The 14,894-nt window shown below is 65.6% G+C and carries 17 protein-coding genes and 1 riboswitch; of the genes, 2 read left to right on the top strand and 15 right to left on the bottom strand.

Translation table 11 applies throughout. The features are described 5' to 3' along the window. Positions 1 to 68: 68 nt before the first annotated feature. Positions 69 to 1,037 (bottom strand): FecCD family ABC transporter permease, encoded by a 969-nt coding sequence (locus AC5E6L_RS07950; RefSeq protein ID WP_491772465.1) that lies wholly within the window; start codon positions 1,035 to 1,037, stop codon positions 69 to 71. Between the two features lie 38 nt (positions 1,038 to 1,075). Continuing rightward, complete coding sequence (locus AC5E6L_RS07945; protein WP_491772463.1) at positions 1,076 to 2,041, bottom strand: iron-siderophore ABC transporter substrate-binding protein; 966 nt, start codon at positions 2,039 to 2,041, stop codon at positions 1,076 to 1,078. Positions 2,042 to 2,355: 314 nt separating this feature from the next. On the opposite strand from AC5E6L_RS07945, the gene AC5E6L_RS07940 reads away from it, so the two are divergent. After that, a complete protein-coding gene (locus AC5E6L_RS07940; protein WP_491772461.1) occupies positions 2,356 to 3,165 on the top strand; it encodes a helix-turn-helix domain-containing protein in 810 nt (269 codons plus the stop codon). A gap of 154 nt (positions 3,166 to 3,319) precedes the next feature. Beyond that, positions 3,320 to 5,440 (top strand): TonB-dependent siderophore receptor, encoded by a 2,121-nt coding sequence (locus AC5E6L_RS07935; protein WP_491772459.1) that lies wholly within the window; start codon positions 3,320 to 3,322, stop codon positions 5,438 to 5,440. Positions 5,441 to 5,636: 196 nt separating this feature from the next. On the opposite strand, the gene AC5E6L_RS07930 is transcribed toward AC5E6L_RS07935, so the two are convergent. The 13 genes from AC5E6L_RS07930 to AC5E6L_RS07870 all read right to left on the bottom strand — a co-directional run. Then, positions 5,637 to 6,377 carry an ABC transporter permease gene (locus AC5E6L_RS07930; protein WP_491772457.1) on the bottom strand — a complete coding sequence of 247 codons (741 nt, stop codon included), beginning with the start codon at positions 6,375 to 6,377 and terminating at the stop codon, positions 5,637 to 5,639. After that, positions 6,374 to 6,658 (bottom strand): TenA family protein, encoded by a 285-nt coding sequence (locus AC5E6L_RS07925; RefSeq protein WP_491772455.1) that lies wholly within the window; start codon positions 6,656 to 6,658, stop codon positions 6,374 to 6,376. Before AC5E6L_RS07925 ends, AC5E6L_RS07930 begins: the two co-directional genes overlap by 4 nt. A gap of 6 nt (positions 6,659 to 6,664) precedes the next feature. After that, positions 6,665 to 7,027, bottom strand: a complete 363-nt coding sequence (locus AC5E6L_RS07920) for a TenA family protein (RefSeq protein ID WP_491772453.1) — start codon at positions 7,025 to 7,027, stop codon at positions 6,665 to 6,667. Beyond that, positions 7,024 to 7,722: an ABC transporter ATP-binding protein gene (locus AC5E6L_RS07915; protein ID WP_491229345.1), complete on the bottom strand. Its 699-nt coding sequence runs from the start codon at positions 7,720 to 7,722 to the stop codon at positions 7,024 to 7,026. Before AC5E6L_RS07915 ends, AC5E6L_RS07920 begins: the two co-directional genes overlap by 4 nt. Next, a complete protein-coding gene (gene tenA / locus AC5E6L_RS07910; protein WP_491229346.1) occupies positions 7,719 to 8,387 on the bottom strand; it encodes a thiaminase II in 669 nt (222 codons plus the stop codon). Before tenA ends, AC5E6L_RS07915 begins: the two co-directional genes overlap by 4 nt. Further along, positions 8,384 to 9,274 (bottom strand): ABC transporter substrate-binding protein, encoded by an 891-nt coding sequence (locus AC5E6L_RS07905; RefSeq protein WP_491229355.1) that lies wholly within the window; start codon positions 9,272 to 9,274, stop codon positions 8,384 to 8,386. Before AC5E6L_RS07905 ends, tenA begins: the two co-directional genes overlap by 4 nt. A 402-nt stretch (positions 9,275 to 9,676) precedes the next feature. Beyond that, positions 9,677 to 9,777: riboswitch (TPP riboswitch) on the bottom strand. An 83-nt stretch (positions 9,778 to 9,860) separates the two neighbouring features. Beyond that, positions 9,861 to 11,180, bottom strand: coding sequence for a bifunctional folylpolyglutamate synthase/dihydrofolate synthase (locus tag AC5E6L_RS07900; protein ID WP_491772469.1), 1,320 nt, complete (start codon positions 11,178 to 11,180; stop codon positions 9,861 to 9,863). 58 nt (positions 11,181 to 11,238) lie between these two features. Next, positions 11,239 to 12,246: an acetyl-CoA carboxylase, carboxyltransferase subunit beta gene (gene accD, locus AC5E6L_RS07895; RefSeq protein WP_491229347.1), complete on the bottom strand. Its 1,008-nt coding sequence runs from the start codon at positions 12,244 to 12,246 to the stop codon at positions 11,239 to 11,241. Positions 12,247 to 12,278: 32 nt separating this feature from the next. Beyond that, positions 12,279 to 13,121, bottom strand: a complete 843-nt coding sequence (trpA, locus tag AC5E6L_RS07890) for a tryptophan synthase subunit alpha (RefSeq protein ID WP_491772450.1) — start codon at positions 13,119 to 13,121, stop codon at positions 12,279 to 12,281. Next, positions 13,118 to 13,546 (bottom strand): arsenate reductase (glutaredoxin), encoded by a 429-nt coding sequence (gene arsC / locus AC5E6L_RS07885; protein WP_491772448.1) that lies wholly within the window; start codon positions 13,544 to 13,546, stop codon positions 13,118 to 13,120. The genes trpA and arsC overlap by 4 nt, the downstream gene beginning before the upstream one ends. After that, positions 13,543 to 13,665 carry a hypothetical protein gene (locus tag AC5E6L_RS07880; RefSeq protein WP_491772446.1) on the bottom strand — a complete coding sequence of 41 codons (123 nt, stop codon included), beginning with the start codon at positions 13,663 to 13,665 and terminating at the stop codon, positions 13,543 to 13,545. Before AC5E6L_RS07880 ends, arsC begins: the two co-directional genes overlap by 4 nt. 74 nt (positions 13,666 to 13,739) lie before the next feature. Continuing rightward, complete coding sequence (locus tag AC5E6L_RS07875; RefSeq protein ID WP_491229351.1) at positions 13,740 to 14,204, bottom strand: CCDC90 family protein; 465 nt, start codon at positions 14,202 to 14,204, stop codon at positions 13,740 to 13,742. 30 nt (positions 14,205 to 14,234) lie between these two features. Next, the coding region (locus AC5E6L_RS07870) for a pyridoxal-phosphate dependent enzyme (protein ID WP_491772444.1) at positions 14,235 to 14,894 on the bottom strand (660 nt) is incomplete at its 5' end.

Here is a 14,894-nt window from a genome sequence, read left to right as displayed (position 1 = left end):
AAGGTTCACCGCGACAAGCCGCCAAGGCAGCCGGAGCGAAACCGGACCGGCCCGAAACACGAGCGCGGTCATATCGGCGCCGCCCGTCTCTGACGGACCAGCACGATCAGCGCGGGGCCGCCGATCAGGGCGATCATCGCGCCCGCTTCGATTTCCCGGCCCGGCTGGACCAGGCGCCCGGCAATGTCGGCCGAGAGCGCCAGAAGCGCCCCCATGGCCGCCGACAGAGCGGCGAGCCACCTTATGTCCGGTCCCGCAAGCGGGCGGGCCAGATGCGGCACGATCAGGCCGACAAAGGCAATCGGCCCGGCAAGGGCGACCGTCGTGCCGCAAAGCGCGATGACGGCCAAAAGGGTCACAAGGCGGACCAGGCCGACGCGAACGCCGAGCCCCCGGGCGGTGTCCTCGCCCAGAAGGAGCGGGTTCAGCGACAGGGCGGCAAGGGCGGCGAAAAGAGCGGCCAAGCCGTAGAACGGCCACAATGCCGAAAGCTGCGCCATATCGACTTGCCCGAAGCCGCCAAGCACCCAGAAGCGATAGACGTCGAGGGATTCGCGGCTGACGATCAGGATCGCCCAGGTCAGCGCCAGAAAGAGCGCGCCGACCGCCGCGCCGGCCAGCACGAGCCGCGCGGAATCGCCGGCGCGGCCGGTCGCGCCGCCGCCGAGCGACAGCACCAGGACGGCGGCAAGGCCCGCGCCCAGCAGCGCCGGCGCGACCAGCATGGCCTGACCGGTCACGCCGAACCCCCAGATGGCGACGACCACGCCCATCGCCGCGCCGCCATTGACGCCCAGAAGGCCGGGATCGGCCAGGGGATTGCGCGTCAGCGCCTGCATCAGCGCGCCGGCAAGGCCGAGCGCCGCTCCGGCGAGGATGGCGGCGATGGTGCGCGGCACGCGCAGGGTGCGCACGGCGATGTGATCGGGATCGCCGGGATCGAAGCCGACAAGCGCCTGAACGGCGCTGTCCCATGCCAACGGCCGCACGCCGAAGCGCAGGGAAAGCGCCCCGACCAGAACGCCCCCGATTCCCAAGGCACATAAAACCGCCCAACGCGGCCGGTGTCCTGCGGTCATGGTTGACGGATGTCCCTCATATCGTCGCTGTCGGGAACGGGCGTCGCCGGATCACCGTCGACCGCCGCTTCGATCATCGGCACCAGCCGGTCCAGCGCATAGTCGAGCGAGAGCGGACTTGAATGGGAAAGCGCGGACGTCAGCGTCGCGTCGAGAAAGATCTCCCGACCCTCCTTATGGGCGCGCATCGAAGGTCTCAGAGGCATGCCGTCCACAATGCGCCGCGCGTCTTGCGTATGCAGCCAGATCAGGACATCGGCGTCTATCGGCGACAAGTCCTCCTGCGGAACCTCGACATGGAACGCGCGTTCGCCGGCGAGCGCTTCGAGCGCCGGGGGCGTCTTGAAACCGAGATCGGCCAGAAAACGGCCGCGCAGGTCGCGGCGCGTATAGGCCCCGGTGCGCGGCGGCCAAACCATGACGGCCGTCCTGTCGCGCCAGTGGGGGCGGGCGGCGCGGATCTGCGCAAAGCGGCGATCGAGCCGCCCGGCAATCGCCTCCGCCTCCGCCTGCCTTCCGAGCGCCATGCCGAGCCGCGACAGAATAAGGCGCCAGGAGGAGGTGTAGTCGCCTTCCGCCTCGGCGGGAGGCAGCGTTGGCGCGATGCGCGACAGCAACCGATACTCGGCTTCCGTCATGCCGGACCATTGGCCGATGATCAGGTCGGGCTTGAGGGCGGCGAGGCGCTCTATGTCGATGGCGCCGCGCAAAACGACCGGTTCGGCCCCACCCAGCGCCGCTTGCGCCCAGGGCCAGACGCCGAACGGATGATCGCCGTACCAATGGCGCAGCGCGACGGGCGTGACGCCGAGCGCGAGAAGGAAGTCATGGCCGTTATAGGACAGCGAGACGACGCGCCGGGGGGTGCCGTCAATCTGGGTTGATCCAAATCTATGATGTATTTCAAAGGTTTGAGAATGGGCCGGGACAATGTGGCCCACGGCCAGAACGATCGCGAGCAAGAAAGCGATCCGGTGCAGGGTGCGTGACTTGGAGCGCATGTGAGCGTGGGCCTCAGCGGTCGTTCGGCTCGCTCTACGCGCAGGCTTGTGGCCTTGTGTCAAGGCGCGGCGGACGCACTTTTCCAAACCGGCGCGCGGCGGGCCCATTGCATTCCCCGCATCTTTCTTGGCGCCGGCGCCGGCGCAAAATCGGCATCCGCAGGCAAAATCCCTCGGGCGTCAACTTGACAAACCGGTCCATCAGGTGAGTTAAAGTTGATCATAAAAGTCAACAATTTTGTGAGCGGGGTGTTCCGGTGGCCTTCCACCCCCGAATGCAGGCTGACATCGAGGGCTTCGAGCCCATACATCAGGTTCGCAGCCTGGCTTTCGACACCATGGCGGTCGACTATTGGAGCGTGCGCGCCCATTCCAAGGCGCGTGGAAACTACATGTCGCGACATCCGCGCTTTGTGGTTTTCCTGAAGGATGCCGGCATCCTTGTAAGCCAGGCCGGCCGACCATGGTTGCAGCATTGTGCCTGCTGCTACATTCCGCCGGGCGTTCATGTCCGAAGCAGCCCCCGGCGTCCGGGCAATCTGGCGCATGTCGATATCCATCTGCCGCTCGCAAGGCTGGAGGCGATCGTGGACCGGGGCACGCCGCTGGACGCGCCGCTGCTGCTTGCCGATCCAGGCCCCTTGTCCGCAATCGCCGATGCGCTGGCTGACGAGTGCATGCGGTCCCGCCGCTCCGCGTCCCATGTCGAAACGCTCGCCCGCGCCATGATTTTGGAGATGTTCCACCATGGCCGGTCCCCCATCGGGCGGGCCGTGCCGCTCGACGAGGGCCTGCGCGCCTATGTCATGGACAATCTCGATCGGCGGATCTCGGTCGATCGGCTTGCCTCGATCGCCGGCATGTCGCGCACCAACCTCACCCGGGCGTTCCGCCAGCGAACCGGCCAATCGCCCTATCAGTGGGTGATGGGTTTGAAGATCGACCGCGCCAAGACCATGATGCAGGCGGGTGTCCCGTTCGCCCAGGTCGCAAGCGCGACGGGTTTTTCCGACCAAGCCCATTTCAACCGTGCCTTCAAATCCTCGACCGGATGCGCGCCGGGCGTTTGGATGAAAGAACACTGACCGCGCCGCGCCGGCTCAATTGTTCAAGACGCTTCTCAAGGCTGCCTGTTACAGCCCATTCACGTGACGATCGAATTTCACGGAAGCACCGCGCGCCGGGGCGGCCAGACATGGCGGTCGCCCGCGCTGCCGATTTCACAAGAGAACGAAGACAATGAAGATTGACGCCGCTGGATTGACGCTTTCGACGACGGTGGGCCTGTTGACCGTGATCGCCGCCGCGCCGGCCGTCGCGCAGTCGGAGATCGAACTGGACAGGATCGTTCTGGGCACGCAGGAGGATGCGACCGGGCCGGTGGACGGCGAGAGCGACCCGCTGACCGTGACGGGCTCGAAAATCCCGATCAACGTCACCCAGGTGCCGCAGTCGCTGACGGTGGTTGGCCGCCAGGAGATCGAGCGCTTCGAGGCGCGCCGGGTGAGCGAGGCGCTGCGCTACACGGCCGGCGTGACCACGGACGTGTTCGGCAATGACAGCGACTATGACTGGCTGCGCGTGCGCGGTTTCCAGGCGGACCAGACCGGCGTGTTCCTCGACAATGCGCAGAACCTGTCTTTCGCCTTCGGCTCGTTCTTCATCGACCCGTACACGCTTGAGCGCATCGAGGTCCTGCGGGGGCCGTCTTCGGCGCTTTACGGCGGCTCGAACCCCGGCGGGATCGTCAACTATGTCTCGAAACGACCGGGCGGTCGCGTTCGCGAGTTCACCGTTGGCGCAAACGATGCCGTGGCGGGCTGGATCGAGTTCGACTATGGCGACGATCTGGACGCTGATCGCTCCTATCGCGTCACCGGCCGACTTGAAGGCGGCGACAAGTACGATGCCTTCAATGACGGGGTGCGCGGCACATTGGCGCCGTCCGCCCGTTTCGTCGTCGGCGACGGGACCGAGGTGACGCTTCTGACCAATTTCCATTTCGCCGAGGAACAGCACACGGGCAGCACATTCCTGCCCTATCAGGGCACGGTCGTTCCGACCGCCCAGTTCGGCTTCATCGATCCGGACGCAAACTTCTCCGATCCCGACTGGGACAGCTATTCGCGGCGCCAGGGCACCGCGTCACTCATCGTCGAACACCAGTTCGACAATGATTTCACGTTCACCGGCATCGGTCGCGTCGGCGTTGCCGACGTCAAGGAAAGCTACTGGTACCCGTTCGGCTATACCGGCTTTTCGGCGAGCCCGACCGATGCGGTCGGAACGCTCAGCCTGCTTGGCTTCGAACACGACACGCAGGTTCGCACCGCGCAGACCGATCTGCGCTATTACGGCGAAATCGAAACGGGCGCATTGACGCATGACCTCCTGTTCGGTCTCGATGCCCGCTACTATTGGTTGGACGAGACGCAGGCCGTCGGCTCCGGCTCCAACAGCGTCATCAACACCGTCGCGCCCGGCACGCCCATGCTTGGCGCGCCCTATCAGGATGCGGTGACCACGCAAAGCCAGATCGGCCTTTATGTCCAGGACCAGATCCGATTTGGCGGCGGATGGATCACAACGCTCAACTTGCGCCATGATTTCGTGCAGACCGAACAGGATGGCGGGGGAGCCTTCAACCGGCACGACAGCGAGACCTCCTGGCGGGGCGCTCTCGCCTATGCGTTCGCCGGCGGCTTTACGCCTTATGTGTCGCTTTCGAGCTTCTTTGATCCGTTGATCGCGTCGCCGGCCAACGGGGTCACAGAGCCCCAAAGCGGCCGGCAGGTCGAGGCCGGGTTCAAATGGGCGCCCGAAGGGGGCAACTTCTCGCTGGCCGGCGCGATCTTCCGGATCGACCAGACCAATGTGGTCACCGGCGTTTTCCCCAATTTCGATCAGTTGGGCGAAGTGCGCGTTCAAGGCGCCGAGCTTGAAGGACGCTACGATTTCGGCAACGGCTTCAGCCTGGCCGGCGCGGCGACGTTCCTTAACGCCGAAATCACCAGGGATTCCAATGCGAGCCTTGTCGGAAAGTCGCCGACGCTCATTCCCGAAATGGAGCTTTCGCTGTATGGGGAATATGACTTTTTCGGCGCGCTTGACGGGTTTTCGGCCGGTCTGGGCGTACGCCATCGCGGTGAGAGCTTTGCAAACGCGTCGAACACGCTCAAAGTGTCCAACTATACGCTGTTTGACGCCGTTGCGCGCTACACGTTCGACAATGGCGCGCAGCTCAATCTTGTGGCGGCCAACCTGACAGATGAACGTCATGTGACCGGATGTCAGACCGAGTTCGTCTGCTCGTATGGGTCGGGGCGCGAGATCAGCCTGTCCTTGACCTCGCGATTCTAGAGCGTTTTCAGTGAAAGTGCATGCGGTTTCGCGCTTCGAAAACGCGAAAAATCAAGGAGATAAAGCGTTTTCCATGAATTGGGGGGCACGCAGACCGCTTTAGACGCACAGAGATTTAGGATCGCGCCCCCAAGCAGGTCTCATCCCACAACTGTCGGCTGCTCGACCAAAACCTTTATGATGCCAAGGGCGCCCCTCATGTCGCCTTTCGGTCCAGCGTTCTTTCGCACAGCTTGTTCACGCCCGCATGGAGCACGATGGTCAGTACCGCCAGCACGATCAACGCAGCGAACATCAGATCGGTCTTGGCCCGGCCATTGGCCAGCAACATCAGATAGCCCAGCCCGCGTGAGGCACCGACCCATTCCCCGATGATCGCACCGATGGGCGCGTAGACCGCGGCCAGCCGCAGACCGCTTGCAAAGCCTGGCAGGGCGGCGGGAATGCGGATGCGCCACATGATGCGCCAGGGTCGCGCGCCCATGACACGGGCCATGCCGATCCAGTCGTTATTGGTGCGTATCAAAGCATCGAAAAACGAAGAGGTCACCGGGAAATAGATGATGAGCAGCGCCATGGCGACCTTTGACCACAGCCCGAAGCCCAGCCAGAGCGTCAGGATCGGTGCCAGCGCAAAGACCGGCACCGCCTGGCTAAGCACCAGCATTGGCCGCACCAGCGCCCGCGCCATGGGGGAGGCGGCCAGCGCAATGGCCGAGGCAAAGCCCAGCATCGCGCCCAGAACGAGGCCAATCAGCACCTCTGCCACGGTGATGGCCGCATGGCCGGCCAGAAGCGCGCGGCTGTTCCAGATGGTTTCCGCCACCAGGGCGGGCGGCGGCAGGATGAACCGCGCAACGCCTGTGAGCCAGACCACCGCCTGCCAGACGGCCAGCGCCAGCAGCGTCGCCGCGATACCTGCCCGCCACCCGGTCACCGCTGCACCCTGAACCCGGTCCAGGCGGCATCGAAGAAGGCACGCTCCAAGGCGACGGCGCGCGAGAATGCCGCTGCGACATCGCTGCGCTCGGCGTCGTCCAGACCCTCCCATACAGCGTCAAGCTGTCCGCGCAGATAATCCACCACGTCCGCGAAGTCGGCTCCCGAATGCAGCGTGATCCACTCACCCAGCCAGAAGGGCAGGTCACCGGCGCGCTTCTCGAAGGGGGACGCCCACTCGAGATAGGTCCATTCCGCCACGACCAGCACGGCAAGCATGATCTCCTAACGGCCCGAGGCGCGCGCCTCGGTCATCAGCGCTTGAAAGGCTTGCGTTTCGGGGGCGGGCGTGGCGGCTTCCGGCACGTTCAGCGCCTTGAGGGCACGCAGGAAATAGGTGTTCTCCGGCCCGCAAATCAGGCCCAGGAACCGCGCCCCCGGCACCGCGTCGGCAAGGCTGGGCGCGTGTTCCACCGCGCAGGCCAGCAGCCGCACGAAGCCATCGACGAACTGGTAGTCCTGTTGCAGGTATCCGGCCATTTTTTCGCGATCCAGCGACCCGTCTGCCAGCGCATCGGTAAAGGCGTGCGTCGTCGCGGCGCGCCACTCTTCGGCAACCTGCGATCTGAGAAACTCGGTCGCGTTCATATCTGTCTCCTCAGTTGGCCCAAAAGGTCCGCCTGTGTTCGCAGCACATCGGCACCGTCCACCGGGCGGGGGATGGTTCCGGGCGGTGCCGGCACATCCAGCAGGCCATCGGCGGCCATGATCACGATCGTCTGTCCGAGCCGCGCCGCCTCGCCGGGATCATGGGTCACCAAAAGCACGGTCCGACCGGACAAAAGCTCCGCCGTCAGATCCTGCATTTGCAGGCGGGTCAGCGCGTCGAGCGCGGAGAAAGGCTCATCCAGCAGAACGACCGGGCGGTCCTCCATCAGCGTGCGCGCCAGAGCCACGCGTTGCCGTTGCCCGCCCGAAAGGCTGCCCGGTTTCTTGTCTGCATGACCGGCAAGTCCGACACGCGACAGGACCTGCGCGCCGCGCGCTGGATCCGGCGCCTCGCCCCGCAGCCGCGCGCCGATCAGGACATTGTCCAAAGCGGTCAGCCAAGGCAGCAACAGATCGTCCTGCGCCATCAGCGCGACATTGCCCGCGCCTTCAATCGTGCCGTCAAGTTCGATCGCATCATCCAAGCCGGCAAAGAGCCGCAGAACGGTGGATTTGCCCACCCCGCTGGCGCCAAGCAGACAGGTCCACCGGCCGGGCGCAAGCGTCAAATCCATCCCGGTGAAAATGGGTACCCCGTCGATCGAGGCCGATCCGGACAGCGAAAGCGCGGTCAAGGGGACAACCCCATGTCCCAGAAGCCCACTTCCAGCCTTGTCGCCGTGGCGAACCGTTTGTGCAGCGCCGCCCAGCGGGGACTGGTTTGCGGATCATCGCCCAGACGTCGCGCTACCGCACCGTCAAGCAATGCGCCCACATCGCGACATACCTGCTGATAGTCGTCGCCGGCATAGGTCGCGATCCAGCCGGCATAGGTATCCGAGCGTGACGAGGCAGCCAATGCCGCCCCGATCTCGCCATAGCCCATCACGCAAGGCGCCAGTGCCGCCAGCAGATCCAGCAGGTCGCCGGAATGGCCGGCATCGAGCACATAGCGCGTGTAGGCAAGATTTTCCGGCCGCTCTTCGGTGGCAAACAGATCTGCCTCATCAATACCCGCTTTGGCGCAGGTCTTGATGTGCAATGCAATCTCCCCGTTGATCAGCCCGTTGACCGTGCCCGCCGCAAGCCGCATCTCCTCGACCGTGTCGGCCTTGGTGACCGCCAGCGCCCAGGCGCGCGAAAAATGGATCAGGAAGACGTAATCCTGGCGCAGATAGTGCACGAACGCCGCGCGGGGCAGGCTGCCGTCGCCCAGCCCCCGTACGAAGCGGTGCTTGGCATAGGCAGACCATTGGGGTGTCATGTCCCGCCAGGCGGTGAAGGTCGCACCGAAACTCATTCTTCCGCTCCCAGATCGACGGCGAGCATGGACACGGGCCGTGTGCCTTCGATCAGGCCGCTGTCGGCCAGAAACCGCTCAAAGCGCGCATAACGGCCTTCGTCCAGCGCCTCGGGCCGCAAGGCAAAGCGCGGCAGTGTGTCGACCCAGGCCTTGGCGTTCAGCGCGTCATCGAGTTCCGGTGCATAATTCTTGAACAGCTCCCAGCTTTTGTCGGGGTTGTTCACGATATACTGGGTGGCCAGTTCCGTGGCGCGCAGGAAGCGCCGGATCTGATCCTTGTCCATGCGGTCGGGATTGGTGACATAGATCAGTTCGTCATAGGTCGGCACGCCCTCTTCCTCGACATAGAAGCAGCGGCCTTCGACACCTTCGATTTCCATCTGGTTCAGTTCGAAATTCCGGTAGGCGCCGATCACCGCATCCACCTGGCCCGACATCAACGAAGGCGAAAGCGAGAAGTTGACGTTCACCATCTCCACCTCATCAAGGCCAACCCCGTGCCGGTCCAGCATCGCCGTCAGGACGGCCTCTTCGATCCCGGCGACCGAGAAGCCGATCCTGCCGCCTTTCAGCTGGCTGATCTCCTGAATCGGGCCATCCTTGACCACCAACAGGCAATTGAGCGGTGTCGCGATCAGCGTGCCGACCCGGATAAGCGGCAGGCCCTCGGCCACCTGCAAATGCTGGCTTGGCTGGTAGCTTATGGCGATGTCGCCCTGACCCGCCGCCACCAGTTTCGGTGGCGCGGACGGATCGGCGGGCGGGATGATTTCCACCTCAAGGCCCTGATCGCTGAAATAGCCCAACTCCTCCGCCACGATGATCGGACCATGGTCAGGGTTGATGAACCAGTCCAGCAGCAGGGTCACCTTGTCCTGCGCCATGGCGGGCGTCGCCAGCAGGAGGCCGGCGGCAGTCAGCAGATGTTTCACGAAAGTTCTCCTTAATCTCGTGGATCCGTCTCCAGGAGCGGGAAGCCTGGTCTTCCCGTTCCAATGTCGCGAAAGCCGTTCGGCCGCATGCCAGGCCCGACCGGCGCGCCAGCACGGCCCGTTGGCCGGGGCAGGAAATCGCCGGGCGCTATCGCAGACGGCGCGGTGAAGGTGGTGGCTGGCGGGGGGTCGGATGCGCCATCGAAGCGAAATCCGCCAAAGCGCAAACTGGCTGCGTCATAGGTGATCAGGCCGCCCGAATCCGGGCCGGCCATCGTCAGTGCGTTGGCCACCATGCGCATACCCCTCTGGTGCGGACCAGGCCGGGCATGCAGGCAAAAGCGATGTGGATATGGGCGTCCATGTGCTGTTTCCTACGCCGGTCCTAACCGGTTCAGGTTCAATGGGTTTGCGTCGCCGCATCTCAGCCCGTACGGGCACCCCAACAGTTCAATTATCGATTACAGCCCAGCTCCCCTTTGGTCAAACCGATTTCCGGAAAGGACAGCCGTCACGGTGTCCTTGATGACAAACCGCTCTAGGCGGGTGGCGTGCCGTTCTCGCGCAGAACGGCGCCGGCAAGATAGAGCGAGCCGCCGATCAGGATGCGCGGAGGCCGTTCGAGCCCGTTCCAGCTTTCGGCGATAAGGCGCAGGGCCGACGCCACATCGTCCATCGGTTCCGCCGAAAGTCCCGCTTCGCGCGCCTGGCCCGCGAGCATGCCAGGATCGCGGCCGGCCTCGCTGTCGGGCACCGGCACGGTGAAGACGTGCCGGACCAGCCCCTCGAACACGCGCAGATACCCCGCCGCGTCCTTTGCTTCGAGCATCCCCGTGATCATGAACAGGGGCCGTTCGACCTCTTCCTCGCGCGCGGCGAGGAATTCGGCGGCCATGGCCGCCCCGTCCGGATTGTGTCCGCCGTCGAGCCATATCTCGGCGCCCTGCGGGGCGATGTCCGTCAAATGGCCGTTTGCAAGCCGCTGCATGCGCGCCGGCCAGTCGACCGCCTGCATCGCCCGCTCGGCGCCCGCTTCGGTAATGACGAACCCGCCGGCGCGCAGCGCCGCGATCGCCACAGCCGCATTGGCGAGCTGGTGCCGGCCGCGCAGCGCGGGCAGCGGCAGGTCCAAAAGGCCCTCGGTGTCCTGGAAGACGAAGCGGCCATGTTCCTCGAAGGCGATGAAGTGCTCGCCATAGAGACGCGCGGGGCAGCCGTGCGCTTCGGCGCGCGCCGCCAGGACCTCCCGCGCCTCCGCATAGGGCTGGGCGGCGATGACCACCGGAACGCCCGGCTTCATGATGCCTGCCTTCTCGCCGGCGATCAGGCCGACCGTGTCGCCGAGATGGGCCTGATGGTCGAGACCGATCGGCATGATGACGCTGACGGCGGGCCGCTCGATCACGTTGGTCGCGTCGGCGCGGCCGCCAAGGCCCACTTCGATGACCGCCGCGTCCGCCTCGTTCTCGCTGAAAAGGACGAACATGACCGCCGTCAGGATCTCGAACACGGTGATCTTGGCGCCGTCATTGGCGGCGGCCACGCGCGCGACCGCCCCGGCCAGCACGGCGTCGTCGACGAGCGCACCGGCGATGCGGAAGCGTTCGTGCCAGCGCACCAGGTGGGGCGAGGTGTGCACGTGGGTGCGGTGGCCGCCCGCTTCCAGAAGCGCCCGGCAGAAAGCGGCGCAGGAACCCTTGCCGTTCGTTCCGGCGATATGGATGGTCGGCGGCAACGCCGCGTGCGGGTCGCCGAGCGCGGCAAGCAGGCGGCGCACGCGTTCGAGCGTCAGATCGAAACCTGCGGGGTGCAGCGCCATCAGCGCGTCGATGGCGCGGCTTGCCCGGTCGGGCGCCATGAAGTCGGCTCCCGCCGCCGGCGGGTTTGAATCATGCTGGGTCACGGTCCGTGCTCCGTCAGAAGCCGGAAGAGGATTTGCGTGCCATGTCGGCCGGCGCGGAAGCGGCCGCCTCGGCTTCCGCCGGTTCGGCGGGTGCGGCCTCGGCTTCGGGCCGCGGGGCCGTTTCGGGCGGCTCGATCACCATCGGCTCGGCGGGCCCGTTCTCGACCGACGCATCCTGCCCGGTCAGCATCCGCAGCAGGCGCGCGACGGTCGGCCGCAGTTCCGGCCGCGGCACCACCATGTCGACCATGCCGTGGTCGAGCAGATATTCGGCGCGCTGGAAGCCTTCGGGCAGCTTCTCGCGGATGGTCTGCTCGATGACGCGCGCGCCGGCAAAGCCGATCACGGCGCCCGGTTCGGCGATATGGATGTCGCCGAGCATGGCGTAGGAGGCCGACACGCCCCCCGTGGTCGGGTTGGTCAGAACCACGATATAGGGCAGGCCCGCCTCCTTGAGCATCTCGACCGCGACGGTCGTGCGCGGCAGTTGCATCAATGACAGGATGCCTTCCTGCATGCGCGCGCCGCCGGACGCCGCAAACAGCACCATCGGGCATTTCTTGTCTATGGCCGTCTCGAAACCACGGATGATCGCTTCGCCGGCCGCCATGCCGAGCGAACCGCCCATGAAGGCGAAATCGTGCACGGTGGTGACGATCCGCATGCCTTCCAGCGTGCCCGTGGCGTTGACGATCGAATCCTCAAGGCCGGTCTTGAGCCGGTTCTCGCGCAGCCGGTCGGCATATTTCTTCTGGTCGCGGAACTTGAGCGGATCCTGCGCCACCTCGGGGTTGGGCAGTTCCTCGAAGGCCCCCTCATCGTAGAAATGCCCCAGGCGCTCGCGTGCCGAAATCTTCATGTGGTGGCCCGAGGCGGGGATCACCCACTGGTTCTCCTCGACATCGGCGTGAAAGACCATCTCGCCCGTCTCCGGACATTTGATCCACAGGTTCTCGGGCGTTTCGCGGCGCCCCAGCATGGAGTTGAGGCGGGGGCGCACATAGTTGGTGATCCAGTTCACGGCGAACTCCTTTGCGCCCGGATGTGGCCGATCTATTCGGCCGCTTCAAGGCGGGCCGAACGCACGCCCGCGGCAAGGCCGCGCACCAGCGTCGCGACCGCGGCGACCGTATCGGCGGTCGCGCGGCCCTGGGCGTCCAGCGATCCGGCAATGGCGTTGACGATGGCGGTGCCGACCACCACGCCGTCCGCGTCGCGGCCGATCAGCGCGGCCTGTTCGGCGGTCTTGACGCCGAAGCCGACGCACACGGGAAGCGGCGTATGGCCCTTGATGCGCTTGACCGCGGCGGCGACCGCGCCCGTGTCGGCGATGGCCGAGCCGGTGATGCCGGTCATCGACACATAGTAGACAAAGCCCGATGTGTTGGCGAGGACGGCGGGCAGTCGCCTGTCGTCGGTGGTCGGCGTCGCCAGGCGGATGAAGCTGACGCCGGCATCGAGCGCCGGCAGGCACAGTTCGCCGTCCATTTCCGGCGGCAGGTCGACGACGATCAGCCCGTCGATTCCGGCAACCTTCGCATCGGCCAGGAACCGCGCGACGCCATAGATGTAGATCGGGTTGTAATAGCCCATCAGGACGATGGGCGTATCGGCGTCGCACTGGCGGAAGGCGCGCGCCATGGCGATCGTCCCGGCCAGCGTCTGCCCGCCCTTCAGGGCTCTTTGCCCGGCCATCTGGATCGCCGGCCCGTCGGCCATCGGATCGGAAAAGGGCATGCCCAGTTCGATGATGTCGGCGCCCGCCCCGGGCAGCGCCTTCATGATGGCGAGCGCCGTGTCATGGTCCGGGTCGCCGCCCATGAAGTAGGTGACGAGCGCCGGGCGGCCCTCGTCCACGAGCCGCGCGAACAGCGCATCGAATCGGCTGGCGGTCATCGTTGGCCCTGCCTGGCGCGCACCGGCACCATCTCGCCGTCTTCCTTGACGAAAGCGCCGGCCCTGCCGGCGTCCGGCAGAACATCGAGCACCGTCTCGGACGGCCGGGCCAGCACGGTGCCAAGCGGCGCAACGACGATCGGCCGGTTCATCAGGATCGGGTGCTCCACCATGAAATCGATCAGTTGGTCGTCGCTCCATTTGGGATCGTCGAGCCCCAACGCATCATAGGGCGTGCCTTTCCTGCGCAGGACCTTGCGTACCGGCAGGCCGGTCGCGGCGATCAGTTCCACAAGCCTGTCGCGGCCCGGCGGCGTTTTCAGATATTCGATCACTTCGGGCTCCTCGCCCGAGGCGCGGATCATCGCCAGCGTGTTGCGCGAGGTGCCGCAGGCGGGGTTGTGATAGATGGTGATCGCGCTCAAGACGGCACCTCCGGGTGATCGAAACGCGCGCGGCCGGCATCGGCGTGGCCCGGCCCATGCGCGGCCAGCCTCGGCGTGCGGTTGACGAGAACGGCCTTGAGATCGAAGAAATCGGTCATGGTGCTGGGCCTTTACATGTCAGGCAGGCCGGCCGCAATCGGACATCTGCCGTCCTCCTGTCCCCGCTTCGCGCTCAAAGAAACAATGTACGGGCAAAGACGGCCGCAATGAGCGCGATCAATGCGCCCATCATCCATTTGATCAGCTTCAGCTCCCCCCGCAACGCGGCCATTTCTGTGCGCAGCGCGCCTTCAATCCCGGTCACCTTGGCGTTCAATGCGGACATCTCGCCGCGCAGGCTGTTGCCCAGGTCCGACATTGCGGTGTTCAGCGCGCCTTCAATCCCGGTCATCTTGGTGTCCAGTGCCGAGATCTCGCCGCGCAACTCGCCCCGGAGCGCCTCCATTTCGGCTTTCAACTCACCCCGAAATGCAGCCATTTCGGTGCGCATCTTCTGGTTGTCTTCGCGCAACTCGGCAAATTGCTGCTTGCGCTCGGCGTCCGACGTCGCCAGCACTTCGGCGGCGCGGCGCGCCTTGTCCTCGTCGGCGTTCGCGCTCATCAGCGCGTCATAGATCTCGGTGACCATGATGTTCATGGCGCCAGCCTATCCGGTCTCAAGGCCGATTCATAGCGCGACGCCGAGCGCCTTGCCGACGGCGAAGACATCCTTGTCGCCGCGGCCGCACAGATTCATGACGACGATCTGCTCCTTGCCCATTTCGGGCGCGCGCTTGACCACTTCGGCGAGCGCGTGGCTGGGCTCCAGCGCCGGAATGATCCCCTCGGTCCGGCACAGAAGCTGGAACGCATCGAGCGCCTCGCCATCGGTGACGGGCACATAGTCGACGCGGCCGGTGTCCTTCAGCCAGGAATGTTCCGGGCCGATGCCGGGATAGTCGAGGCCGGCGGAGATCGAGTGGCCTTCCTCGATCTGCCCGTCGCCGTCCTGGAGAAGATAGGTGCGGTTGCCGTGCAGCACGCCCGGCGAGCCCGCCGTCAGTGAGGCGCAATGGGCATCGGTCACCAGCCCCTTGCCGCCCGCCTCGACGCCGACCATCCGCACCTGCTTGTCGTCGAGGAACGGATGGAACAGGCCGATCGCGTTCGAGCCGCCGCCGACGGCCGCCACCAGCATGTCCGGCAGCCGCCCCTCGGCCGCCATGATCTGTTCCCTGGCCTCCCGGCCGATCACCGACTGGAAGTCGCGCACCATCTCGGGGTAGGGGTGCGGGCCGGCGGCCGTGCCGATGATGTAATAGGTGCTCTCGACATTGGTCACCCAGAC

This window comes from Roseitalea sp. (genome assembly GCF_984466335.1).
The sequence above is the reverse complement of the archived record's forward strand: the minus strand, read 5'-3'. Positions and strand labels throughout refer to the sequence as shown.

Excerpts from the sequence above, each read along its gene's own strand:
- AC5E6L_RS07940 (WP_491772461.1), top strand. The coding sequence starts at position 2,356 with ATGCAGGCTGACATCGAGGGCTTCGAGCCCATACATCAGGTTCGCAGC.
- AC5E6L_RS07935 (WP_491772459.1), top strand. The coding sequence starts at position 3,320 with ATGAAGATTGACGCCGCTGGATTGACGCTTTCGACGACGGTGGGCCTG.
- AC5E6L_RS07925 (WP_491772455.1), bottom strand. The coding sequence starts at position 6,658 with ATGCTTGCCGTGCTGGTCGTGGCGGAATGGACCTATCTCGAGTGGGCG.
- AC5E6L_RS07920 (WP_491772453.1), bottom strand. The coding sequence starts at position 7,027 with ATGAACGCGACCGAGTTTCTCAGATCGCAGGTTGCCGAAGAGTGGCGC.
- tenA (WP_491229346.1), bottom strand. The coding sequence starts at position 8,387 with ATGAGTTTCGGTGCGACCTTCACCGCCTGGCGGGACATGACACCCCAA.
- AC5E6L_RS07905 (WP_491229355.1), bottom strand. The coding sequence starts at position 9,274 with ATGGCGCAGGACAAGGTGACCCTGCTGCTGGACTGGTTCATCAACCCT.
- AC5E6L_RS07900 (WP_491772469.1), bottom strand. The coding sequence starts at position 11,180 with ATGGCGCCCGACCGGGCAAGCCGCGCCATCGACGCGCTGATGGCGCTG.
- trpA (WP_491772450.1), bottom strand. The coding sequence starts at position 13,121 with ATGACCGCCAGCCGATTCGATGCGCTGTTCGCGCGGCTCGTGGACGAG.
- AC5E6L_RS07880 (WP_491772446.1), bottom strand. The coding sequence starts at position 13,665 with ATGACCGATTTCTTCGATCTCAAGGCCGTTCTCGTCAACCGCACGCCG.
- AC5E6L_RS07875 (WP_491229351.1), bottom strand. The coding sequence starts at position 14,204 with ATGAACATCATGGTCACCGAGATCTATGACGCGCTGATGAGCGCGAAC.